This window comes from Streptomyces sp. NPDC056296, from assembly GCF_042268605.1.
In the GTDB taxonomy this organism is placed as follows: Bacteria; Actinomycetota; Actinomycetes; order Streptomycetales; family Streptomycetaceae; genus Streptomyces.
This window is the reverse complement of sequence record NZ_JBHJRX010000002.1, coordinates 39,911-61,509: the sequence shown is the minus strand read 5'-3', so window position 1 is coordinate 61,509 and position 21,599 is coordinate 39,911. Positions and strand designations below refer to the sequence as shown.

The 21,599-nt window shown below is 70.6% G+C and carries 17 protein-coding genes, 5 tRNA genes and 2 pseudogenes; 14 read left to right on the top strand and 10 right to left on the bottom strand.

What is annotated here, in order from left to right; all coding sequences use genetic code 11:
- Window positions 1-154: 154 nt before the first annotated feature.
- Complete coding sequence (locus ACFCZF_RS01945; protein ID WP_376669971.1) at window positions 155-1,738, top strand: acyl-CoA carboxylase subunit beta; 1,584 nt, start codon at window positions 155-157, stop codon at window positions 1,736-1,738.
- A 17-nt stretch (window positions 1,739-1,755) separates the two neighbouring features.
- The gene (locus ACFCZF_RS01940; protein ID WP_375914341.1) at window positions 1,756-1,953 is read left to right on the top strand and encodes an acyl-CoA carboxylase subunit epsilon; all 198 of its coding nucleotides are present in this window, start codon (window positions 1,756-1,758) and stop codon (window positions 1,951-1,953) included.
- Between the two features lie 218 nt (window positions 1,954-2,171).
- Here the strand turns inward: ACFCZF_RS01940 and ACFCZF_RS01935 are convergent, their stop codons facing one another.
- From ACFCZF_RS01935 to ACFCZF_RS01900, 8 genes are all read right to left on the bottom strand, one after another.
- Window positions 2,172-2,753 carry an ATP/GTP-binding protein gene (locus ACFCZF_RS01935; protein ID WP_009314218.1) on the bottom strand — a complete coding sequence of 194 codons (582 nt, stop codon included), beginning with the start codon at window positions 2,751-2,753 and terminating at the stop codon, window positions 2,172-2,174.
- Window positions 2,734-3,306, bottom strand: coding sequence for a DUF742 domain-containing protein (locus tag ACFCZF_RS01930; protein WP_376669970.1), 573 nt, complete (start codon window positions 3,304-3,306; stop codon window positions 2,734-2,736). Before ACFCZF_RS01930 ends, ACFCZF_RS01935 begins: the two co-directional genes overlap by 20 nt.
- 94 nt (window positions 3,307-3,400) lie before the next feature.
- Window positions 3,401-3,814 (bottom strand): roadblock/LC7 domain-containing protein, encoded by a 414-nt coding sequence (locus ACFCZF_RS01925; protein ID WP_004983065.1) that lies wholly within the window; start codon window positions 3,812-3,814, stop codon window positions 3,401-3,403.
- Window positions 3,815-3,824: 10 nt separating this feature from the next.
- Window positions 3,825-7,109, bottom strand: coding sequence for a nitrate- and nitrite sensing domain-containing protein (locus tag ACFCZF_RS01920; protein ID WP_376669969.1), 3,285 nt, complete (start codon window positions 7,107-7,109; stop codon window positions 3,825-3,827).
- Window positions 7,110-7,521: 412 nt separating this feature from the next.
- Window positions 7,522-8,097, bottom strand: a complete 576-nt coding sequence (locus ACFCZF_RS01915) for an ATP/GTP-binding protein (protein ID WP_055421789.1) — start codon at window positions 8,095-8,097, stop codon at window positions 7,522-7,524.
- The gene (locus tag ACFCZF_RS01910; RefSeq protein ID WP_003973454.1) at window positions 8,078-8,476 is read right to left on the bottom strand and encodes a DUF742 domain-containing protein; all 399 of its coding nucleotides are present in this window, start codon (window positions 8,474-8,476) and stop codon (window positions 8,078-8,080) included. The genes ACFCZF_RS01915 and ACFCZF_RS01910 overlap by 20 nt, the downstream gene beginning before the upstream one ends.
- A gap of 111 nt (window positions 8,477-8,587) precedes the next feature.
- Complete coding sequence (locus ACFCZF_RS01905) at window positions 8,588-9,001, bottom strand: roadblock/LC7 domain-containing protein (protein ID WP_003973453.1); 414 nt, start codon at window positions 8,999-9,001, stop codon at window positions 8,588-8,590.
- Between the two features lie 9 nt (window positions 9,002-9,010).
- Complete coding sequence (locus tag ACFCZF_RS01900) at window positions 9,011-12,970, bottom strand: nitrate- and nitrite sensing domain-containing protein (RefSeq protein ID WP_376669968.1); 3,960 nt, start codon at window positions 12,968-12,970, stop codon at window positions 9,011-9,013.
- A 601-nt stretch (window positions 12,971-13,571) separates the two neighbouring features.
- Between ACFCZF_RS01900 and ACFCZF_RS01895 the strand changes: the two genes are divergently transcribed.
- From ACFCZF_RS01895 to ACFCZF_RS01850, 10 genes are all read left to right on the top strand, one after another.
- Window positions 13,572-13,760: a hypothetical protein gene (locus ACFCZF_RS01895; protein WP_375914355.1), complete on the top strand. Its 189-nt coding sequence runs from the start codon at window positions 13,572-13,574 to the stop codon at window positions 13,758-13,760.
- Window positions 13,761-14,154: 394 nt separating this feature from the next.
- Window positions 14,155-14,931, top strand: coding sequence for a fumarylacetoacetate hydrolase family protein (locus ACFCZF_RS01890; RefSeq protein WP_375914358.1), 777 nt, complete (start codon window positions 14,155-14,157; stop codon window positions 14,929-14,931).
- Entirely contained in the window at window positions 14,924-16,411 is a 1,488-nt protein-coding gene (gene gltX, locus ACFCZF_RS01885; RefSeq protein ID WP_376669967.1) for a glutamate--tRNA ligase, read from the top strand. Before ACFCZF_RS01890 ends, gltX begins: the two co-directional genes overlap by 8 nt.
- A 107-nt stretch (window positions 16,412-16,518) precedes the next feature.
- Window positions 16,519-16,914: a Rid family hydrolase gene (locus ACFCZF_RS01880; protein WP_376669966.1), complete on the top strand. Its 396-nt coding sequence runs from the start codon at window positions 16,519-16,521 to the stop codon at window positions 16,912-16,914.
- 60 nt (window positions 16,915-16,974) lie between these two features.
- Window positions 16,975-17,709 carry an HAD family hydrolase gene (locus tag ACFCZF_RS01875; RefSeq protein ID WP_376669965.1) on the top strand — a complete coding sequence of 245 codons (735 nt, stop codon included), beginning with the start codon at window positions 16,975-16,977 and terminating at the stop codon, window positions 17,707-17,709.
- 91 nt (window positions 17,710-17,800) lie between these two features.
- Window positions 17,801-17,872: transfer RNA gene (locus ACFCZF_RS01870), tRNA-Gln, on the top strand.
- Window positions 17,873-17,911: 39 nt separating this feature from the next.
- Window positions 17,912-17,984: transfer RNA gene (locus ACFCZF_RS01865), tRNA-Glu, on the top strand.
- A gap of 62 nt (window positions 17,985-18,046) precedes the next feature.
- Window positions 18,047-18,119: transfer RNA gene (locus tag ACFCZF_RS01860), tRNA-Glu, on the top strand.
- Window positions 18,120-18,139: 20 nt separating this feature from the next.
- Window positions 18,140-18,211: transfer RNA gene (locus tag ACFCZF_RS01855), tRNA-Gln, on the top strand.
- 45 nt (window positions 18,212-18,256) lie between these two features.
- Window positions 18,257-18,329 (top strand) — tRNA-Glu (locus ACFCZF_RS01850).
- A 47-nt stretch (window positions 18,330-18,376) separates the two neighbouring features.
- On the opposite strand, the pseudogene ACFCZF_RS01845 reads toward ACFCZF_RS01850, so the two are convergent.
- Window positions 18,377-18,757 (bottom strand): annotated as a pseudogene (locus tag ACFCZF_RS01845) (transcriptional regulator); the annotation flags it as partial.
- Between ACFCZF_RS01845 and ACFCZF_RS01840 the strand changes: the two are divergent.
- Window positions 18,720-19,151: pseudogene (locus ACFCZF_RS01840) on the top strand (monooxygenase family protein). The pseudogenes ACFCZF_RS01845 and ACFCZF_RS01840 overlap by 38 nt on opposite strands.
- Before the next feature lie 101 nt (window positions 19,152-19,252).
- Here ACFCZF_RS01840 and ndgR read toward each other — a convergent pair.
- Window positions 19,253-19,969 (bottom strand): IclR family transcriptional regulator NdgR, encoded by a 717-nt coding sequence (gene ndgR, locus ACFCZF_RS01835; RefSeq protein WP_121749358.1) that lies wholly within the window; start codon window positions 19,967-19,969, stop codon window positions 19,253-19,255.
- Between the two features lie 197 nt (window positions 19,970-20,166).
- On the opposite strand from ndgR, the gene leuC reads away from it, so the two are divergent.
- On the top strand, window positions 20,167-21,597 hold the full coding sequence (leuC, locus tag ACFCZF_RS01830; protein WP_376669964.1) for a 3-isopropylmalate dehydratase large subunit: 1,431 nt from the start codon (window positions 20,167-20,169) through the stop codon (window positions 21,595-21,597).
- Window positions 21,598-21,599: the final 2 nt, after the last annotated feature.

The window sequence follows — 21,599 nt, the reverse complement described above, 5'->3', positions numbered from 1 at the left end:
CGGCTTTGTGCGACCCCTACAAGCATCAGGCCCCCTGAGCAGTCGAAACGGCTGCATGCCGTGAGGGTTCTGTTCAGTGCTACCAGGAAAACGCTTCGAGGACTGTACGGAGTCGACGGCTCGCAATCCTTGGTCGGCTTCGTAGAGTCGCTACATGACCGTTTTGGATGAGGCGCCGGGTGAGCCGACGGACGCGCGCGGGCGAGTGGCCGAACTGCACGAGATCCGTGCGCAGGCACTGGCCGGACCGAGCGAGAAGGCGACGGCGGCGCAGCACGCCAAGGGCAAGCTGACGGCACGGGAACGCATCGAGCTGGTCCTGGACCCGGGGTCCTTCCGCGAGGTCGAGCAACTGCGCCGGCACCGGGCGACCGGGTTCGGCCTGGAGGCCAAGAAGCCGTACACCGACGGCGTCATCACCGGCTGGGGCACGGTCGAGGGCCGCACGGTCTTCGTCTACGCGCACGACTTCCGGATCTTCGGCGGCGCGCTGGGCGAGGCCCACGCCACCAAGATCCACAAAATCATGGACATGGCCATCGCGGCCGGTGCCCCGCTGGTCTCCCTGAACGACGGCGCCGGCGCCCGCATCCAGGAGGGCGTCAGCGCCCTCGCCGGGTACGGCGGCATCTTCCAGCGCAACACCAAGGCGTCCGGGGTCATCCCACAGATCAGCGTGATGCTCGGCCCGTGCGCGGGCGGCGCCGCCTACAGCCCCGCCCTCACGGACTTCGTCTTCATGGTCCGCGACACCTCGCAGATGTTCATCACCGGACCGGACGTCGTCAAGGCCGTCACCGGCGAGGAGATCACCCAGAACGGCCTGGGCGGCGCCGACGTGCACGCCGAGACGTCCGGCGTCTGCCACTTCGCCTACGACGACGAGGAGACCTGCCTCGCCGAGGTCCGCTACCTCCTCTCCCTCCTCCCGCAGAACAACCGGGAGAACCCGCCCCGCCACGAGTGCGGCGACCCCGCGGACCGCCGCGGCGACACCCTCCTCGACCTGGTCCCGGCGGACGGCAACCGGCCGTACGACATGGCCAAGGTCATCGAGGAGATCGTCGACGACGGCGAGTACCTGGAGGTCCACGAGCGCTGGGCGCGCAACATCATCTGCGCCCTGGCCCGCCTGGACGGCGAGGTCGTCGGCATCGTCGCCAACCAGCCGCAGGCCCTGGCCGGCGTCCTGGACATCGAGGCGAGCGAGAAGGCCGCGCGCTTCGTGCAGATGTGCGACGCCTTCAACATCCCGATCATCACTCTCCTGGACGTACCGGGCTTCCTGCCGGGCGTCGACCAGGAACACGGCGGCATCATCCGCCACGGCGCCAAGCTCCTGTACGCCTACTGCAACGCCACCGTCCCGCGCATCTCGCTCATCCTGCGCAAGGCGTACGGAGGTGCTTACATCGTCATGGACAGCCAGTCCATCGGCGCCGACCTCACCTACGCCTGGCCGACCAACGAGATCGCCGTGATGGGCGCCGAGGGCGCGGCCAACGTCATCTTCCGCCGTCAGATCGCCGACGCCGAGGACCCCGAGGCCATGCGGGCCCGCATGGTCAAGGAGTACAAGGCCGAGCTGATGCACCCCTACTACGCGGCCGAGCGCGGTCTGGTCGACGACGTCATCGACCCGGCGGAGACCCGCGAAGTCCTCATCCGCTCCCTCGCGATGCTCCACACCAAGCACGCCGACCTGCCCTCCCGCAAGCACGGCAACCCGCCGCAGTGACCCGAGGAGCCACGTCCATGTCCACTCCCGACATCCGCGTCGAGAAGGGCCACGCCGAGCCCGAGGAAGTCGCCGCCATCACGGCCCTCCTCATGGCCCGCGCCGCCGCCCACCCCACCGAGCTCGCCCCGACCCACGGCGGCGGCCCCGTCCGAGCAGGCTGGCGCCGCCTGGAACGCGAGCCGGGCTTCCGCGCGCCCCACAGCTGGCGCTGACCTGAACATACGTAGAGGCCCCCTCCGCACAGGAGGGGGCCTCTACGTATGACCAGGGGCTGGGCAGCTCACCTAGGGGCGCGGGGAACTGCGCGACCAGCCACAACTCACCCGCACCCGGCAACGAAACCGCCCCCGGCAGCCCAGTGGCCGCAGGGGGCGTCGCGCAACCCGGCGTAGCGGGGTGCCGCCTGCGCCCACAGGCTAGGCGGATGGGGCTAGCGCAGCCGCGCCATCAGCGCGTGCTCCACGAGAGTGATGAGCGCCGACTTCGCATCGGCCCGATGCCGCGCATCCGTCGTGATGATCGGCGTGTCCGGACCGATCTGCAGCGCCTCCCGGACCTCGTCCGGGTTGTACGGCTGCTGCCCGTCGAAGCCGTTCAGCGCGATCACGAACGGCAGGCCGCTGTTCTCGAAGTAGTCGACGGCGGGGAAGCAGTCGGCGAGCCGCCTCGTGTCGACCAGGACGATCGCGCCGATGGCGCCGCGCACCAGGTCGTCCCACATGAACCAGAAGCGGTCCTGGCCGGGCGTACCGAAGAGGTACAGGATCAGATCCTGGTCGAGCGTGATGCGTCCGAAGTCCATGGCGACCGTCGTGGTCGTCTTGTCCCCCGTGTGGGTGAGGTCGTCGATGCCCGCGGACGCGGACGTCATCACGGCCTCGGTGCGCAGCGGATTGATCTCCGAGACGGCGCCGACGAACGTCGTCTTGCCCACGCCGAATCCGCCCGCCACCACGATCTTCGCGGAAGTGGTGGAGCGGGAAGGCCCTCCGCTAGAGCTTGCGAAGTCCACTGAGCACCCTTTCGAGCAGTGTCACGTCTGGCTGGCCGCCGGCGTTCTCGTCGCCGCCGGGCTGATGGATGGCGACCAGGCCCGCCTCCGCCAAGTCGGCGACGAGGATCCTGGCCACGCCGAGAGGGATCGTCAGGAGGGCCGAGACCTCGGCCACCGACTTGATCTCCCGGCAGAGGTTGCAGATCCGCTGATGCTCGGGCAACTGGCCCTGCATCTGGTGCGGCTGCGCGGTGGTGTGCACCAGCGCCTCGATGGCGAGCTGGTACCGGGGCCTGGTGCGGCCGCCCGTCATGGCGTACGGGCGCACCAGGGGGTTGTTCGACGCCCCGGCGGGCGCCGGCTCAGGGGTGCGGCGCTGCGGCTGCACGGGCTGGATGCGCGGAGCGTGCGGCTGGTCGTACGGCGAAGGGCCGGGGCCCTGCGGCGCGTACGGCTGCCGGTGGCCCGGCACGGAGGGGTAGCCGTATCCGTTCGCCGAGCCGTCGTTCTGGCCCTGGCCAGGGCCGTACGACCAGTTGCCCGTAGACGGACCACCTGGGGGTGTTGCCACTTTTTCCTCCTCCGACTGTGCCTGGCATCCATCACTGTGGAGCCGCGTCCCGAAACTTTACGGCCACGGGACGCCAAAACGCACCGTCTGTCCTTTAGTTGAGAAGGCTCCCTTGGAGCTCAGCCCGCAGATCCGGCGTCAGAACCGTGCCGGCACGGTCCACCAGAAGGGCCATCTCGTACCCAATGAGACCGATGTCCGCCTCGGGGTGTGCGAGAACCGCGAGCGATGAACCGTCGGAGATGGACATGATGAAGAGGAATCCCCGCTCCATCTCCACAACCGTCTGGTTCACGCTGCCGCCCTCGAAGATGCGCGAGGCACCGGCGGTCAGCGACGTCAGACCGGACGCGACGGCCGCGAGCTGATCGGCACGGTCGCGCGGGAACCCTTCGGACATCGCCAGAAGGAGTCCGTCGGCGGAGACCACCACCGTGTGGGACACCCCCGGGGTGTTGTCCACGAAGTTGGTGATCAACCAGTTCAGGTTCTGCGCCGCCTGGCTCATCGGGCTCACACTAACGCTCCTGGTTGTAGGTGCTGTCAGGACCACGGTGTTCATTCCTTGTGTCCTGGCCGTTCGTTTCACTGCCTGCCGTGCGGCCTCGTTCGACGCCGCGCCGCAGGTTGCTCAGCCTGCCCCGGACGTCCTCCGGAGCGCGGGAGACCTGTGGGCCTCCCTGTGGAGTGGTTTCGGCGGCGCCCTCGACCAGGTTGGCCTTGGGTACCCGTCGCGGCAGGCCCGAGGAGGTGACCCCGCCCGCCTTGGGCTTGCGCAGCGCCGAGGCCTGCTGCCAGCGGTCGTCGTTGGCCGACCGCCAGTTGTCCGTACCGTTCGCCCCCGGAGCGGCGGCGGCCGGCGCCTCGTGGCCCACGTGCCCGGCATCGCCCGCGCCGCTCGCGGTGGATCCGCGGCGGGGAAGACCGGCGTCGGTCATCTCGTGGGCGGCGGAGTGGGCCGGCCCCGGACGGTCGAAGCCTACGCGGTCCGCCTCGTTCACGTCAGCGGCCTGCGCGGATTCCGCCTCCGGAGCACCCGTGGGGTACTGGTCCGGATAACCGTTCTGGTTCTGGTACCCGTTCTGATAGCCGTCCTGCTGGGGCCAGTCGTCCTGGTGGCGCCGCTGTTCGAAGGGCGAGTACGCCTCCTGGGCGCCGGCGCCCGCCGGCTGGTGTCCGTTCCGGCCCTGCTCCGGGTAGGAGGGGTCCGGGTAGCCGCCGCCCGCCGGGTACGCCTCGCCCTGCGGCATGTTGCCGCCCGGCGCGTAGTACTGCTCGTCGTACGACGTCTGCTGCTGATCGGCGTACGACGATCGCTGGTCGTAGCCGGTCTGTCCGGTCTGCTGCTCCTGGTAGCCGCTCTGACCCTGGTCGTACACCGGCTGCTGTCCGGTGAACTGGTCCTGGTACCCGGGTGTCGCGGCCTCCTCGCGGCCGCCGTGGTCCGCCGGACCGGGCAGCTCGGGGTTCGACTGGGACTCCAGGGCCGCGCGGCGCTCCTCGCGCATCAGCGAGCGGCCGACCGGGTCGAGCTCGCGTATGTCGTCGGGGACCTCGGAGTACCGGCTGTCGTCGAAGCCCAGCTCGGCGGCGGTCCGCATGGGCTGACCGACCTGACCGAAGCTCTCGCCGCCCTGGAAGTTCTGCTCCGGGATGATCTGCGAGACGGTGAACTCGTCGCGCGGCTGCTGCTCGCCACCGCCACCGTGCGTGATGGCGTCCGGGAGCATGACCAGCGAAGTGGTGCCCGCCTGCTCCCCGGAGGGGCGCAGCTGGACGCGGATACCGTGCCGGTCGGACAGCCGGCCGACCACGAACAGGCCCATGCGCTGCGAGATCGCGGCGTCCACGGTCGGCGGGTTGGCCAGCTTGTGGTTGATGTCCGCGAAGTCCTCGGCGGTCAGGCCGATGCCCTTGTCGTGGATCTCGACCATCACGCGGCCGTCCGGCAGCCGGGTCGCGGTGACGCGGACCTTGGTTTGGGGTGAGGAGAACGTCGTGGCGTTCTCAAGGAGCTCGGCCAGCAGGTGCACGAGGTCGGTCACGGCACGGCCGTGGATCTCGGCCTCCGGGACGCCGGACAGCTCGATGCGCTCGTACTGCTCCACCTCGGAGGAAGCGGCGCGCAGCACGTCGACCAGCGGCACCGGCTGGTCCCAGCGGCGGCCGGGCTCCTCGCCGGCGAGGACCAGGAGGTTCTCGCCGTTGCGGCGCATACGGGTGGCGAGGTGGTCCAGCCGGAAGAGGTTCTCCAGCTGGTCGGGGTCGGCCTCGTTGTTCTCCAGGTCGGTGATCAGGCTCAGCTGGCCCTCGATCAGCGACTGGTTGCGGCGCGACAGGTTGGTGAAGATCGCGTTGATGTTGCCCCGCAGCAGGGCCTGCTCGGCGGCGAGCCGGACGGCCTCGCGGTGCACCTGGTCGAAGGCGCGGGCGACTTCGCCGATCTCGTCGGTCGAGGTGATCGGGATCGGCTGGACCCGGGTGTCGACCCGGCCGGGGTCGGTACGGGAGAGCTGGTCGACCAGCATCGGCAGACGCTGCTCGGCGATGCCGAAGGCGGCGTTGCGCAGCTGGCGCATCGAGCGGCTCATCTGGCGGGCCACCATGCCGGCCAGGATGAACGCGGCGAGCAGCGCGATGACGACCGCGGCACCCGTAATGTAGGCGTCCCGCTCGGCGTCGTCGGCGATCGTGGACGCCTCGGACACCGCCTTGTCGGCGAGGTCCGACTCGATCTTGCCGTACGCGTCGAACTTGAGGGTGTTGACCGCCCACCAGTTTTCCGGCGTGATGCCCTGCTCGGCCAGGTCGGCCCGCGCACTGGGGTCCGTCGATTCCAGCCGGGCCAGCTCCGAGATCATCGTGGTCGGGTTGGCCGGCGGCGGCACGTAGTCCGGGTCCTTGGCCTTGGCCTCCTTGGCCATGGCCGCCCCGTCCTCCTTGAGCTGCGCCTCGGCGTCCTCGAGCTTCTGCGCGTCCGCCTCGGTACCGCCGCCGATGTACTCCTCGATGGCGATGCGCTCCAGGTAGGCGTACGAGGAGAGCGCGACGCGCTGGCTGGCGAGGTGGCTGGGGTCCGGACCCGGCTTGACCAGCATGTGCATACCGATGGAGCGCTCCAGGGAGAGCGCCGCCTTGGTCAGCGAGATCGCGTAGACGGTACGGCCGTAGGAGGTGATGTTGCCGGTGCCCAGACCGAGCTCGTTGGCGAACTCCATCAGGGGGTGGGCGATCCCGGTGTAGCCCTCCTCGGTCTCCACGCCCTTGAGCTTGGCGGTGTAGGCGGCCGCCCGCAGCGTCTGGAGCTTGGGCTCCTGCTCGCGGAACACCTTCAGCCGGCGCTCCAGGCCCGCCTTGCCGGGCATGCCCTGGGCCGCCTCGTCGAACGCGTCGGCCGCCTCGTCGGTCGCCTGGCGCGCCTTGACGACGGTGGCGTCCTTCTCGCCCTTGCCCTGCAGCAGCGGGGCGGCGGTGATGTCGCGCTCGTTGTAGAGGGCGTTGGCGTAGCCGAGGGACGCCTGGACCAGGCGCGCGGTGCTCTCGGCGTCCTGGGCGTCCGACCAGGTGTCGATCGAGCTCTTCACCTGGAAGCCGCCCATGACCAGGCCGACCAGCACGGGAATGAGCAGGATCGCGTTCAGCCGGGTGGTCACCCGCCAGTTGCGCGGGGAGAAACGGCCGCCGCTCGGGGCGGGCTCGGCCTTCGGTTCCGAAGCGGGCACGGGGGCGGGCGCCGCTGTGCGCGGCGGCGGGGTGAAGTTGCCCCGGGCCGATGGCTCGGGACTGTTCTTGCTTCGCCTCACTCGACCAACAACCTCTCGGCGGTCGGCACCTATGTCGTGCCGCTGTGTCTCAGAGCCCAGTCCGTCGACGAGTACGTGCTACTGCTGAGTACGTCTCGTGCGTCTTTGACCAACGGGCAGTTCTGGCATTCCAGCACGGCGACCAGCGCTCTTCCAAACAGTGGAACGCGGGGGTTACAGCAGATGTAAGCCCCGCGTAAAACGGTCATAAAGAGCGAGGCCCGTCAAAAGACGGGGCGTTCGTGCGCGCAGCGAGACCAGTTGACCGCGTCGCGTGTCGATACCACCCGATTCCTCTGCCGAAACGTTATGAACGGCGGAGCCGACCGTGTCAAAGGACACAGTCGGTTCCGTCCGGCCTACGACAAGTGCCGTAGAGCCCTGCCGACTTGGCTGGGACCGCCCGGCGGACCTACCGCAGCCGCGCCATCAGCGCGTGCTCCACCAGCGTGATCAGCGCACTCTTCGCGTCGGCGCGGTGCCGGGCGTCGGTCGTGATGATCGGGGTGTCCGGACCGATCTGCAGCGCCTCGCGCACCTCGTCCGGGTTGTACGGCTGCTGGCCGTCGAACCCGTTGAGCGCGACGACGAACGGCAGGCCCGAGTTCTCGAAGTAGTCCACCGCGGGGAAGCAGTCGGCCAGCCGCCGCGTGTCCACCAGCACCACGGCGCCGATGGCCCCGCGCACCAGGTCGTCCCACATGAACCAGAAACGGTCCTGGCCCGGCGTGCCGAACAGGTACAGGATCAGGTCCTGGTCGAGCGTGATGCGGCCGAAGTCCATGGCGACCGTGGTGGTCGTCTTGTCCCCGGCGTGCGTGAGGTCGTCGATCCCGGCGCTGGCAGAGGTCATCACGGCCTCGGTGCGCAGCGGGTTGATCTCGGAGACGGCGCCCACGAACGTGGTCTTGCCGACGCCGAAGCCGCCGGCCACCACGATCTTCGCGGAGGTGGTCGCCCGACCCCCGTCAGAGCTTTCGAAGTCCACTGAGCACCCTTTCGAGCAGTGTCACGTCCGGCGCACCGCCGTTGTTCTCGTCGCCGCCCGGCTGGTGAATGGCGACGAGCCCGGCCTCCGCGAGGTCCGCGACGAGGATCCGGGCCACGCCGAGCGGCATCGCCAGCAGGGCCGACACCTCGGCCACCGACTTCACCTCGCGGCACAGGTGGCAGATGCGCTGGTGCTCGGGAAGCAGCCCCATGAGCGCTGCCGGGTCGGCCGTCGTGCTGATCAGCGCCTCGATGGCGAGCTGGTAGCGCGGCCTCGTCCGGCCGCCGGTCATCGCGTACGGACGTACCAGCGGCTGGTCGCCCTCGTCCTCGTACGGCTCCGCGTACGGATCATGAGAGGCGGTGGGCGGGGTCATGAATCCTCCGGGCGGGACAGCAGGTTGGTCAGTCGTGCCGTCTGACGAGGCCGGTGGGGGGATTGTGGCGGCCGGACGGTGATTTGGTAACACGGGTGGTGCCGGGGCCGTTCAGTGGAGCAGACTTCCTTGTAGTTCAGCGCGCAGGTCGGGCGTGAGTACCGCCCCCGCGCGGTCGACCAGGAGTGCCATCTCGTAGCCGACGAGGCCGATGTCGCACTCCGGGTGGGCGAGGACGGCCAGGGACGAGCCGTCCGAGACGGACATGAGGAAAAGGAACCCGCGTTCCATCTCCACGACCGTCTGTGCCACGTTGCCGCCCTCGAAGATCCGGGATGCCCCGGCGGTCAACGAGGTCAGCCCCGAGGCGACGGCCGCGAGCTGGTCGGCGCGGTCGCGCGGGAAGCCTTCCGACATCGCCAGAAGGAGTCCGTCGGCGGACACGACGACGGTGTGGGACACCCCCGGGGTGTTGTCCACGAAATTCGTGATCAACCAGTTGAGGTTCTGTGCCGCCTGGCTCATCGGGCTCAACTAACGCTCCTGCTGGTGAGTGGGCCGCGGATAGCTGCCGGTCTGGTTGGTCCCGGCCTGACGGCCCTGTGCGATTCCCCGACGGAGATTGGTCAGCCGGCCGCGCACCTCGTCGGGCGCACGTGATACCTGCGGACCGTTCTGGTGCGACTGCTGCTGAGCCGTGCCCGGGACCAGGTTGGCCCGGGGCACCCGGCGCGGCAGACCGGATGTGGTGATCCCGCCGGCCGCCGGCTGCCGGACGCGCTCGGCCTGCCGGACGAGGTCGTCGTTCGGCGAGCTGCGCCAGGAGGAGGTGGCGGGCCGCTGGGGGGCCGCCGGGGTCTGGGGCTGGGGGGCCTGCGGCTCCGTGGCCGCGGCCGGGGCGCCCTGCTGGGCCCTCGCCTCGCGGTCGCCGTGGAACCAGTTGGTCTCCAGCGTGTCGTACAGCGGCGTACGTCCGTCACCGGGGCCGGAGGCGGGGGGCAGGGCCCATCCGTCGCCCGGCCGCTGCGCGGCGGTGCCGTTGGCGTTCCCGTTGGCGTTCCCGCCCGCGGGCTCCTGGTGGGCCGGACGCTGCTGCGGGGCCGGCGGCTGCGGGGCGCCGAAATCGTTCCCGCCGTGCGTGCCGTTGACCTGCGGGCGCTCGAACTGGCCGGTGGGGGCCGGGTTCTGGCGCTCCGGCAGGCGGTGCTGCCCGGTGGAGCCGTTGTCGAAGCCCTGGGCGCCGGTGAAGGGGCCGGTCGAGGCCGGGCCGGGCTGTCCGGGCTGTCCGCCGAAGACGTCCGAGCGGACGAAGGATCCGCCGTTCTGCTGCGGGGCGGCCGGCTCGGGCCGCGCGAACTGGTCGTTCTGCGGGGCGTGCATACCGCCCTGGCCGTACTGGTCCTGGCCGTACTGATTCTGACCGGGCTGGTTCGGGCCGGACTGGTTCGGGCCGGGCTGGTTCTGGCCGGGCTGGGCGAACCGCCCCGTGTTCTGCGGGGCGTCCCGGCGAGGTGCCGGGGCGTCGAAGTCCGGGCGGGCGAACTCGGCCGTGGCGCCGGGGCCCTGCGACTCACCGAGGCGGGGGACCGCCGGCATCTCGGTGGTCGAGCCCGGACCCTGCCGGTCGTCGAAGCGGGGCGTGCGGTCCGTACGCGAGCTGTCCGGCTCCTCGTGGCCGCGCGGTGCGTCCAGCGAGGCGCGCGGTACGGCCGGCTGCGCGTTCTCGTCGCTCCAGCTGGGCGTACGGGGCTGCGGGTTGCCGCCGGGCAGCTCGGCCCGCGGACCGCCGCGCGGCGGCAGCTGCGGACGACGGCCCTGCTCGGCGTCGCCGTTCCCGTTGCCGCGGCGCTTGCCGCGCTGCGGGGGCGCGGAGGGACCGCGTCCGCCGCCGAAGGCGTCCTGGCCGCCCTGCGGCGCGTTGCCCTGGGGCGCGTTGCCCTGCGGTGCGTTCATGCCCGCGGCCTGCAGGCCCTGCGGAGCACCGGGCGCCTGACCGGCACCGGCACCGGCTCCCGCACCCGCGCCGGCCGGAGCCGGGCGGTTCTGCTGGTTGGGCCCCGCCGGGGACTGCGGCCCGCGCGCGCCGCCCGGCGCACCCGGGCGACCGCCCGCGTCACGCCCGGGCAGTGCGGCCCGCGGCCCCTGACCGGCACCGAGCCGGCCACCGCCCGGCGCACCGGCGCCGAGGGCACCGCCACCGCCGCCGAAGGCACCACCGCCACCGAGAGCGGCACCGCCCTGGCCACCACCACGCCGGGCCGCCGCGACACCGGCCGCGGCCTGCGCGGCGGCGGGACCGCCGTTGCCCGTGGCGGGCTGTCCCTGCTTGGGCTGCGGCTTGCGGCCGCCCTGGGCGACGTCGACGGGGAGCATGACCAGCGCGGTCGTACCACCGGAGTCGGAGGGGCGCAGCTGGATGCGGACGCCGTGGCGCTGCGAGAGGCGGCCGACCACGAACAGACCCATGCGGCGGGAGACGGAGACGTCCACGGTGGGCGGCGAGGCGAGCCGCTCGTTGATCGCGGCCAGGTCCTCCGGCGAGAGGCCGATACCGGTGTCGTGGATCTCGATCAGCACGCGGCCGTCGGGCAGCGCGTGACCGGTGACCTTGACCTTGGTCTGCGGGGAGGAGAACGAGGTCGCGTTCTCCAGCAGCTCGGCGAGCAGGTGCACGAGGTCGTTGACCACGCGGCCGGCGACCTCGGTGGTCGGCACGGAGGCCAGCTCGATGCGCTCGTACTGCTCCACCTCGGAGGCGGCGGCGCGGAGCACGTCGACCAGCGGGACCGGACGGGTCCAGCGACGGCCCGGCTCCTCACCGGCGAGGACGAGGAGGTTCTCACCGTTACGGCGCATGCGGGTCGCGAGGTGGTCGAGCTTGAACAGCGAGGAGAGCTGGTCCGGGTCGGCCTCGCGGGACTCCAGTTCGGAGATCAGCGACAGCTGGCGCTGGATGAGGCCCTGGGAGCGGCGCGAGAGGTTGGTGAACATCGCGTTGACGTTGCCCCGCAGCAGGGCCTGCTCGGCGGCGAGGCGGACCGCCTCGCGGTGCACGTCGTCGAAGGCCGCGGCCACTCGGCCGATCTCGTCCCGGGAGTGCACACCGACCGACTCCACGGAGGTGTCGACGTCCTGCGGGTCGGTCTCGGAGAGCTGCTTGACCAGCTCGGGCAGACGGTCCTGGGCGACCTTGGTCGCGGTGTCCTCCAGGCGGCGCAGCGACCGGATCATGGAGCGGGCCACGACGAAGGCGCCGACCAGCGAGACGCCGAGGACGAGCAGGATCAGCACACCCGAGATGATCGCTTCGCGCTCGGACTCGTTGCGCAGCTCGCGGGCCTGCTGCTCCATGTCCTCCAGCAGCTTCAGCTCGATGTTCTTCATCTGCTGGATCTTGGTGGAGCTGTCGTCCAGCCAGTCCTGGTAGGACCGGACCTTCAGGTCGGCCAGGCCGTTGACCTGGCCGAGGGCGCGTCCGGCGTACTGGTCGGACGTCTCGATCACCGGGTTGCCCTCGGAGATCGGCTTGAGGAGTTCCTCGGCGCCGTCGCCGTAGATGCTGGTGAAGCTGCGGATCTCGGACGTCTGGCTCTGCAGCGCCGACTGGGCGTAGAGCCGGTCGTTCTCGGAGAGGTTGCCCTTGCTCTTGGTGTTCGCGGGGAGCGCCGCCGCGAGGACCGCGCGCTGGATCGACGCGTACTCCTTGGCCGAGGAGAAGGCCGACAGGGCGCGCGTGCGCTGGATCATGTCGGGGTTGCTGGTCGCCTCCGCCATGTCCTGCGAGAGGTCGAGCAGGTGCGTGATCAGGCGGTGGTAGGCCTCGACGGTCTGGGTCGAGTTCTCCTGGGCCTTGTAGGCGGTGCTGCGGATCTTGTTGAGGTCGTTCAGGTCGCTGGCGAGGCCGACGAGGCTGTCGCGGACGCCGACGAGGTTGCCGTCCTTGCTGGCGGCGTCGATCTCCTCGGACTGGTCGAGGAAGTTCTTCAGGGCCCGGTCGGTCTTCTCCCGGTCGCCCTTGACCGCGATTCCGCTGGACGTCGAGCCGTGCGCCAGGGGACCGGCGGACTGGTCGCGCTCCTCCTGGAGCGCGGCGGCCAGCTCGGTGGCCTGCTTGGTCATCTCGGTCAGCAGCTTCATGTTGTCGAGCTGCTGGATGTCGTCCATCGACTGGTTGATGCGCAGCGCGCCCAGCGACGTGGCCGCGACCACCGGAAGCGCGAGCAGCGACACCAGACGGGTGGAGATCCGCCAGTTGCGCAGGGCTATTCGCGGGCCGGGGCCGGTCGAGCCCCTGGCCGGCTTCGCGGGCGGCTTCTGGCCGGCGGCGGACGACGTCCCGGCCTGACCGGGGCGGTCGCCGTTGTCGCCGGACTGGGCCTGGCCCGGGTTCTGGGCGTGCTGGGGCGAGGAGCTGACGGCCTTGGGGCCAGTCCCGCCGTGCTGCGGCTCCGGCTCCGCCGAAGCGCTGCCATCCCTCTTGAAACGTCCCTGCACTAGCGTCGCAACCTCTGGACCAGGCGCCCCTCCGCGTGAACGGACGGGCACGGTGTCGGCGTCATAGGGGCGCCCTGAATACGCCCCCGTGGTGGTCGTGAGTGACCGGCGCTGGTTCCCCCATCTCGCCGCCGCTCGGCGCTGGTGTGCGCCCCCTGTGCGCCGGCTCGATCCCGCAGCGGTCCGTGGAATTCCAGCACAGTGCAGGATCTCCAACAAGGCCCATGGGTCAGCCCGTGACATACGTGACAGCACGTGAGGGCCGAGTTACCGGACGTAGAAAATGATCACCCGCAAAGCGGACGTATGTCCGCGAGTCGTCAACGCCCGGAAGGTGTCCCAGTCGACATGATCAGGAGCGGAATGATGGGTTCAGGTGGGCAATGTCGCTTTCGTCGCGGTGATGCACGAGCCTGAATTGACCGGTTTGACCCTTGATAAGTGAGCAAACTCACACAGAGATCAGGGGCCTCGCTCGGGTTGGCGGGGAATCGCATGTTTAGCCTGACGCTTTACAGAGAAGGCAAAACCGACAACCCGCGCCCTCGCAAGGGTTCTTGCAGCCCTCCGGCGCCCGGACACGACAGGGTCTCGTACAACCGTGAAGACGACGATGATGTTCCACAAGATCGCCAACCCGCGACGCACGACGCTGGCGCACCTCGACGGCGCCGACGACCTGCGGACGCCGGAGCAGCCGGAGCACGCCGTCGAGCTCCCCGCCCAGACCGCCAACCCCCGGCGCACGACGCTCATGGAGCTCCCCGTCGCGGCCGCGGTCGCAGAGTAGTACGTCACCCGGCCGCCAGACGTTCAGGGCGGCCGTACGGGCACACGGGCGCCCGCGCTCACGAACCGCCGCCCCCGGGGCCACGGCACGTAATGCGCGAGGCGCCCCCGTCTTGAGGGCCTGCCCGGCGGATCATGCCGGAGGCGCGGGGTGTGGCACGCACATCTGCGGCGTTGTCGTCGGTTGTCGACTCCCCCACGCTCGACTGCGCTCGCGCGGGGGGACCCCCATCGCGTCGCCGCCCTCCTCCGCCTTGCAGCTGCACGCACCACACCCCGCTCAGCCGCACTTGTGAAGCACCGTCGCTTTCCTCCGGCCTGATCCGCCGGACAGGCCCGCCGCGTTAGCCTGGAGCGTCAGACTTCAGCCAGCTCAGCAAGGGGCCAAGCAACCCGTGCGCATCGCCAGGTTCTCCATCGACGGGAACGTCGCCTTCGGCGCGGTCGAGGGCGACCAGCCGGACCAGCTCGTCCTCGACATCATCAAGGGCATCCCGTTCGCGGACTTCGAGCTCTCCGGCACCAAGGTGCCCCTGAGCAAGGTGCGGCTCCTGCCGCCCGTACTCCCCAACAAGGTCGTCGCCTTCGGCCGCAACTACGCCGAGCACGCCCGCGAACTCGGCAACGAGGTGCCCGACGCCCCGTTCGCCTTCTTCAAGCCGTCCACCTCGGTCATCGGCCCCGGCGACGCCATCCAGTACCCCTCCTTCTCCGAGGAACTGCACCACGAGGCCGAGCTCGCCGTCGTCATCGGCCGCATGTGCCGCGAGGTCCCGCGCGAACGCGTCAAGGACGTCGTCTTCGGCTACACCTGCGCCAACGACGTCACTGCCCGCGACGTGCAGCGCCGCGAGAAGCAGTGGGCCAGGGCCAAGGGCTTCGACTCCGCCTGCCCGCTGGGCCCCTGGGTGGAGACCGACCTCGACCCGGGCGACCTGACCATCCAGCTCACGGTCAACGGCGGCCAGCGCCAGCTCGGCCGCACCAGCGAGATGATCCACTCGATCGAGGATCTGATCGTCAACATCTCCGAGGCGATGACGCTGCTCCCCGGCGACGTGATTCTCACGGGCACCCCGGCCGGCGTCGGCCCCCTCAACGTCGGCGACGAGGTCGCCGTCACCATCGAAGGCATCGGCACTCTCACCAACAAGGTTGTCAAGCGTGGCTAGCGCATCCGGCTCTCCCGTACGCGTCCGTTTCTGTCCGTCCCCCACCGGCAACCCCCACGTGGGCCTGGTGCGTACCGCCCTGTTCAACTGGGCGTTCGCCCGGCACCACCAGGGCACGCTGGTCTTCCGCATCGAGGACACCGACGCGGCCCGCGACTCCGAGGAGTCGTACCAGCAGCTCCTGGACTCGATGCGCTGGCTCGGCTTCGACTGGGACGAGGGCCCCGAGGTCGGCGGCCCGCACGCGCCGTACCGCCAGTCGCAGCGCATGGACGTCTACCAGGACGTCGCCGCCAAGCTCCTCGACGCCGGCCACGCCTACCGCTGTTACTGCTCCCAGGACGAGCTGGACACCCGCCGCGAGGCCGCCCGCGCCGCCGGCAAGCCCTCCGGCTACGACGGCCACTGCCGCGACCTGGGCGACGCGCAGGTCGAGGAGTACAAGGCGCAGGGCCGCGAGCCCATCGTCCGCTTCCGGATGCCCGACGAGACGATCACCTTCACGGACCTGGTCCGCGGCGAGATCACGTACCTCCCCGAGAACGTTCCGGACTACGGCATCGTCCGCGCGAACGGCGCCCCGCTCTACACGCTCGTCAACCCGGTCGACGACGCCCTGATGGAGATCACCCACGTCCTGCGCGGCGAGGACCTGCTCTCCTCCACCCCGCGCCAGATCGCCCTGTACAAGGCGCTGACCGAGCTGGGCATCGCCAAGGAGACCCCCGCCTTCGGCCACCTGCCGTACGTCATGGGCGAGGGCAACAAGAAGCTCTCCAAGCGCGACCCGCAGTCGAGCCTGAACCTCTACCGGGAGCGCGGCTTCCTCCCCGAGGGCCTGCTCAACTACCTCTCCCTGCTCGGCTGGTCGCTCTCCGCCGACCAGGACATCTTCTCGATCGAGGAGATGGTCGCGGCCTTCGACGTCTCCGACGTCCAGCCCAACCCGGCCCGCTTCGACCTCAAGAAGTGCGAGGCGATCAACGCCGACCACATCCGCCTCCTCGAGGTGAAGGACTTCACCGAGCGCTGCCGCCCGTGGCTGAAGGCCCCCGTGGCCCCCTGGGCGCCGGAGGACTTCGACGAGGCCAGGTGGCAGGCGATCGCGCCGCACGCGCAGACCCGCCTGAAGGTCCTCTCCGAGATCACCGACAACGTCGACTTCCTGTTCCTGCCGGAGCCGGCCTTCGACGAGGCGAGCTGGACGAAGGCCATGAAGGAGGGCTCCGACGCCCTGCTCCGCACCGCCCGCGAGAAGCTGGACGCGGCCGACTGGACGTCCCCCGAGTCCCTCAAGGAGGCCGTCCTGGCCGCCGGCGAGGCCCACGGCCTCAAGCTCGGCAAGGCCCAGGCCCCGGTCCGGGTCGCCGTCACCGGCCGCACGGTCGGCCTGCCCCTCTTCGAGTCCCTGGAGGTCCTGGGCAAGGAGAAGGCGCTGGCCCGGATCGACGCGGCGCTGGCGAGGCTGACGGCGGCGTAGCGCACGGAAGCATGAGGGGCGGCGGCCGCGACGGCTGCCGCCCTTGCCGTACCCCGCCCGGGTCACGCAGACCGGCGCCGCCGGCGTCGTCTCGGCAGACTGGGGGCATGCGCCGTGAGGACATCGACCCACGCTTCTTCGGAGACCGCCTGGCCTACAACCGGGCGGTCGTCCTCGAACAGCCGCGGCGCTGGCTCGTGGTCGCCGGTCACGAGGCCCGGGACGACGAGGGCGGTATCGCCGCCGTGGGCGACATCCGAGGCCAGATCCGGCTGACGTTCCGGCGCCTGGGCGAAACGCTGCACACCGCCGGGTTCGCCCTGAGCGACCTCGTCCAGATCATGATCTTCACCGTCGACATCGAGGCAGTCACGGCCAACTACGACGCCGTGCTGAGCGTGCTGGCCGAGGCGGACTGTCGTCCGGCCAGCCTGCTGGCCGAGGTCCGTGCCCTGTCCGATCCGCGGATGCTCATCGAGATCGAGGGCCTCGCCGCTCAGTAGACGTCCCTCCCGGTCGACTTCTCCCCACGCCCGCCGCCCTGGCCACCTAGGCTGGGCCTCATGCCGATCAAAGCCGTGGTCTGGGACGTCGACGACACCCTCTTCGACTACACCACCGCCGACCGCGAGGGCATGCGCGCCCATCTGGTGGCCGAAGGGCTGCTCGCCGGGTACGGAACGGCCGAGGAGGCCCTCGTGCGCTGGCGGGAGATCACCGACCAGCAGTGGGCCCGGTTCGCGGCCGGCGAGGTCGACTTCGTCACACAGCGCCGCGACCGCACCCGGGTCTTCCTGGGCCGGCCGGAGCTGACGGACGCCGAGGCCGACGACTGGTTCCAGCGGTACGTCACGCATTACGAGGCCGCCTGGTCCCTGTTCCCGGACGTCCTGCCCGTCCTCGACGCCCTCGCCGCCAGTCACCGGCACGCGGTGCTCTCCAACTCCAGCCTCACCGTCCAGGACCGCAAACTGCGCGTCCTCGGCGTGCACGACCGCTTCGAGGCCATCCTGTGCGCCGCGGAGCTGGGCATCTCCAAACCCGAGCCCGGCGCCTTCCTGGCCGCCTGCGACGCCCTCGGCCTCGCCCCGCCGGAGGTTGCCTACGTCGGCGACCACCCGGAGATCGACGGACGCGGCGCCGCCGACGCCGGGTTGCTGTCGGTGTGGATCGACCGCGGCGGCGTGTACGCGACCGTCGACCCGCCCGTCGGGCCCCGCCGCATCGCCTCGCTCTCCGAACTCCCCGCGCTCCTCGGCGCCGATACCCGTTTTGGAGCCCCGTCCACCTTCGGGTAATGTTCTTCCTGCGCCGCCGGAGAGCGGGCCGAAAAGGCCGGAACCGGAAGCGCAACGCTAGAACAAGATCCCCTCGGGGCTTGCGTTCCAGTGGCCTATGGTGTAATTGGCAGCACGACTGATTCTGGTTCAGTTAGTCTAGGTTCGAGTCCTGGTAGGCCAGCTCGCAGAGCTTATCTGCGCCGCGGAGATCATCCGCAAGGCCCCCGTTGTGTAGCGGCCTAGCACGCCGCCCTCTCAAGGCGGTAGCGCCGGTTCGAATCCGGTCGGGGGTACAGATCCTTCCCGCGGGGACGGTCAGGGTAGCTCCCGCCGTCGCTGATGCAGGATCGCTAGGGCCCCCGTTGTGTAGCGGCCTAGCACGCCGCCCTCTCAAGGCGGTAGCGCCGGTTCGAATCCGGTCGGGGGTACGAACTGGTCTAAACCACATTGGTCTATGGTGTAATTGGCAGCACGACTGATTCTGGTTCAGTTAGTCTAGGTTCGAGTCCTGGTAGACCAGCTCGGATCTGCGGCGATGTAGCATTCAAACGCTTGCAAGATCCACGCCCCCGTTGTGTAGCGGCCTAGCACGCCGCCCTCTCAAGGCGGTAGCGCCGGTTCGAATCCGGTCGGGGGTACATGAGTCCAAGGGGGCTCCCGCTGAGGCGGGAGCCCCCTTCGGCGTTCACTCGATGCCGTAGCGCCGCGCCGACTCCTCCTCCACTTCGAGCATCAACTCCGCGTACGTCGCCATCAGTTCGGCGTCCCAGGGGTAGTCCAGCCGCCTCAGCGCGGCCACCGCCGTCACCAGCGAACGGTGCACGGGGGAGAGGGAGGCCAACTCCCGGGAGGTCTCCCAGCCGAGCAGCTCCAGCAGCCGGCCCACCTCGGCCCGCGCGGCGATCACGGCCGGGTCGTCCTCGTCCGGCTCGGGCTCCCGCGGCAGCGCCCACAGGGCGGCGCCGAGCCGGATGGTGCGGCCCAGCGAGTCGTCGTCCACATGACCGAGCACCTCGCGCGCCGTGGCCATCCCAAGAGGGGAGACCGGCACCGCGGTCCGCACCACAGCCGCGGCCGAGGGCGACGTGGTCGTGCTGCTGATCGGCATGCGGATCAACCACTTCTGGGCGGTCCACCACTGGCTGCCGGCACTCCTGGCCTGTGGCGCCCGCGCAGCGGGGGCGTGGCCGCGCATGCTTCGCGAGCTGGCGAAGAACCCGGCGGGCGGCCTGCTGGGACACGTCCTGCTGACGGCCTCGCCGCGGACGCGCGGGCACGTGGGGCTGTGGCACGAGGCGTACGTCGTGCCCGAGGGGTCGTAAGAGTCGGTCTACGCGGACATGCCGGCCTTCGGGCCGGCGGCGGCGCACGGGCAGGTGCCGCTGGAGCGGCGGGGCAAGCGGGCCAGGGACCGGCTCGCGCACCGCTCGGGGGAGCGGGCGGCGCCGGAGAAGGCGTGAGGAAGGGGAGGCATGGGGGCGGACAGGCGTGAGGGCGGGGAAGGGGCCGCCGCGGCGTTGGGGCGGGCCCGTTCCCGGTCACGTATCGAAAGGGGGTGTGGTCAGCCCGTGCGGCGCAGCGCCTCCGAGAGGCGGCCGGCGGCGTCGATGATGGCCTGGGCGTGCATGCGGCCCGGGTGGCGCGTCAGGCGCTCGATCGGGCCGGAGACGGACACGGCGGCCACCACGCGGTTGGAGGGGCCGCGCACGGGCGCGGAGACGGACGCCACGCCCGGCTCCCGCTCGCCGATGGACTGGGCCCAGCCGCGGCGCCGCACGCCCGACAGGGCCGTCGCCGTGAAGCGGGCGCCCTGCAGTCCGCGGTGGAGCCGCTCGGGCTCCTCCCAGGCCATGAGGATCTGCGCGGAGGAGCCGGCTTTCATCGTGAGCGTGGAGCCGACCGGGACCGTGTCCCTGAGGCCCGAAAGGCGCTCGGCCGCGGCCACGCAGATGCGCATGTCGCCCTGGCGGCGATAGAGCTGAGCGCTCTCGCCCGTGACGTCGCGAAGGTGGGTGAGCACCGGGCCCGCCGTGGCAAGCAGGCGGTCCTCGCCCGCCGCCGCGGCCAGTTCGGCCAGGCGCGGGCCGAGAATGAAACGGCCCTGCATGTCGCGCGCCACCATACGGTGGTGTTCCAGCGCCACGGCCAGGCGGTGGGCCGTGGGTCGTGCCAGTCCGGTCGCACCGACCAACCCCGCGAGGGTGGCCGGGCCGGACTCCAGAGCGCTCAGGACGAGGGCCGCCTTGTCCAGAACGCCGACGCCGCTACTGTTGTCCATGAAACGATACTCCCGTCTCACTCTGTGAAACGCAAGTTCAATTTTCCATGGAACCCGCCACTCTTGATGGCAGGAAGTCACAACGGCCCGTGACGAATGGGCCTGGTGGCGGTTGCCCGGAAACACAGGGGTGAGGGCACCGCTTCCCCAAGATCTCTAGTTGGGTCGGCGCTTCGTCGCCGGCCGGAGGGAAAGCGATGGGTAGGACACTCGCGGAGAAGGTCTGGGACGACCACGTCGTCCGGCGCGCCGAGGGCGAGCCCGACCTCCTCTTCATCGATCTGCACCTGCTGCACGAGGTGACCAGCCCGCAGGCCTTCGACGGCCTCCGCAAGAGCGGCCGCCCCGTGCGCCGGCTCGACCTGACCATCGCCACCGAGGACCACAACACCCCGACGCTCGACATCGACAAGCCCATCGCCGACCCGGTCTCCAGGGTCCAGCTGGAGACGCTGCGCAAGAACTGCGCGGACTTCGGCGTCCGGCTGCACCCGCTGGGCGACGTCGAGCAGGGCGTCGTGCACGTCGTCGGCCCGCAGCTCGGCCTGACCCAGCCCGGCACCACCGTGGTCTGCGGCGACTCGCACACCTCCACGCACGGCGCCTTCGGCGCGCTGGCGTTCGGCATCGGCACCTCCCAGGTCGAGCACGTGCTGGCCACTCAGACGCTGCCCATGGCCCGTCCGAAGACCATGGCGATCACCGTCAACGGCGAACTGCCCGACGGCGTCACGGCCAAGGACCTGATCCTCGCGATCATCGCGAAGATCGGCACCGGCGGCGGCCAGGGCTACGTCCTGGAGTACCGGGGCGAGGCCATCGAGAAGCTCTCGATGGAGGCCCGGATGACCATCTGCAACATGTCGATCGAGGCCGGCGCCCGCGCGGGCATGATCGCCCCCGACGAGACCACCTTCGCCTACCTCCAGGGCCGCCCGCACGCCCCCGAGGGCGCGGACTGGGACGCGGCGGTGGAGTACTGGAAGACGCTGCGCACGGACGACGACGCCGAGTTCGACGCCGAGGTGGTCGTCGAGGCCGCCGAGCTGTCGCCGTTCGTCACCTGGGGCACCAACCCGGGCCAGGGCTCGCCGCTCTCCGCCGCCGTCCCCGACCCGGCTTCGTACGAAGACGCTTCGGAGCGCTTCGCCGCCGAAAAGGCCCTGGAGTACATGGGGTTGGAGGCCGGGCAGCCGCTGCGCTCCATCAACGTGGACACCGTCTTCGTAGGTTCCTGCACCAACGGCCGCATCGAGGACCTGCGCGCCGCCGCCGAGATCGTGCGGGACCGCAAAGTCGCCGACGGCGTACGGATGCTGGTCGTACCCGGCTCCGCGCGGGTGGGTCTGCAGGCCGTCTCCGAGGGCCTGGACGTGGTCTTCAAGGAGGCCGGTGCCGAATGGCGGCACGCGGGCTGCTCGATGTGCCTGGGCATGAACCCGGACCAGCTGGCCCCGGGTGAGCGCTCCGCGTCCACCTCCAACCGCAACTTCGAGGGGCGGCAGGGCAAGGGCGGCCGTACCCATCTGGTGTCGCCGCAGGTCGCGGCCGCGACGGCGGTCCTGGGCCATCTGGCCTCCCCGGCCGACCTGTCCGCCGCCGACGTCCCCACGCCCGCTGGAGTCTGAGA

What these genes read in the sequence shown, in the direction of transcription:
- ACFCZF_RS01880 (WP_376669966.1), top strand. Translation starts at nt 16,519, where the DNA reads ATGCGCCGTGAGGACATCGACCCACGCTTCTTCGGAGACCGCCTGGCC.
- ACFCZF_RS01925 (WP_004983065.1), bottom strand. Translation starts at nt 3,814, where the DNA reads ATGAGCCAGGCGGCGCAGAACCTGAACTGGTTGATCACCAACTTCGTG.
- leuC (WP_376669964.1), top strand. Translation starts at nt 20,167, where the DNA reads ATGGGTAGGACACTCGCGGAGAAGGTCTGGGACGACCACGTCGTCCGG.
- ACFCZF_RS01945 (WP_376669971.1), top strand. Translation starts at nt 155, where the DNA reads ATGACCGTTTTGGATGAGGCGCCGGGTGAGCCGACGGACGCGCGCGGG.
- ACFCZF_RS01940 (WP_375914341.1), top strand. Translation starts at nt 1,756, where the DNA reads ATGTCCACTCCCGACATCCGCGTCGAGAAGGGCCACGCCGAGCCCGAG.
- ACFCZF_RS01875 (WP_376669965.1), top strand. Translation starts at nt 16,975, where the DNA reads ATGCCGATCAAAGCCGTGGTCTGGGACGTCGACGACACCCTCTTCGAC.
- ACFCZF_RS01910 (WP_003973454.1), bottom strand. Translation starts at nt 8,476, where the DNA reads ATGACCCCGCCCACCGCCTCTCATGATCCGTACGCGGAGCCGTACGAG.
- ndgR (WP_121749358.1), bottom strand. Translation starts at nt 19,969, where the DNA reads ATGGACAACAGTAGCGGCGTCGGCGTTCTGGACAAGGCGGCCCTCGTC.
- ACFCZF_RS01905 (WP_003973453.1), bottom strand. Translation starts at nt 9,001, where the DNA reads ATGAGCCAGGCGGCACAGAACCTCAACTGGTTGATCACGAATTTCGTG.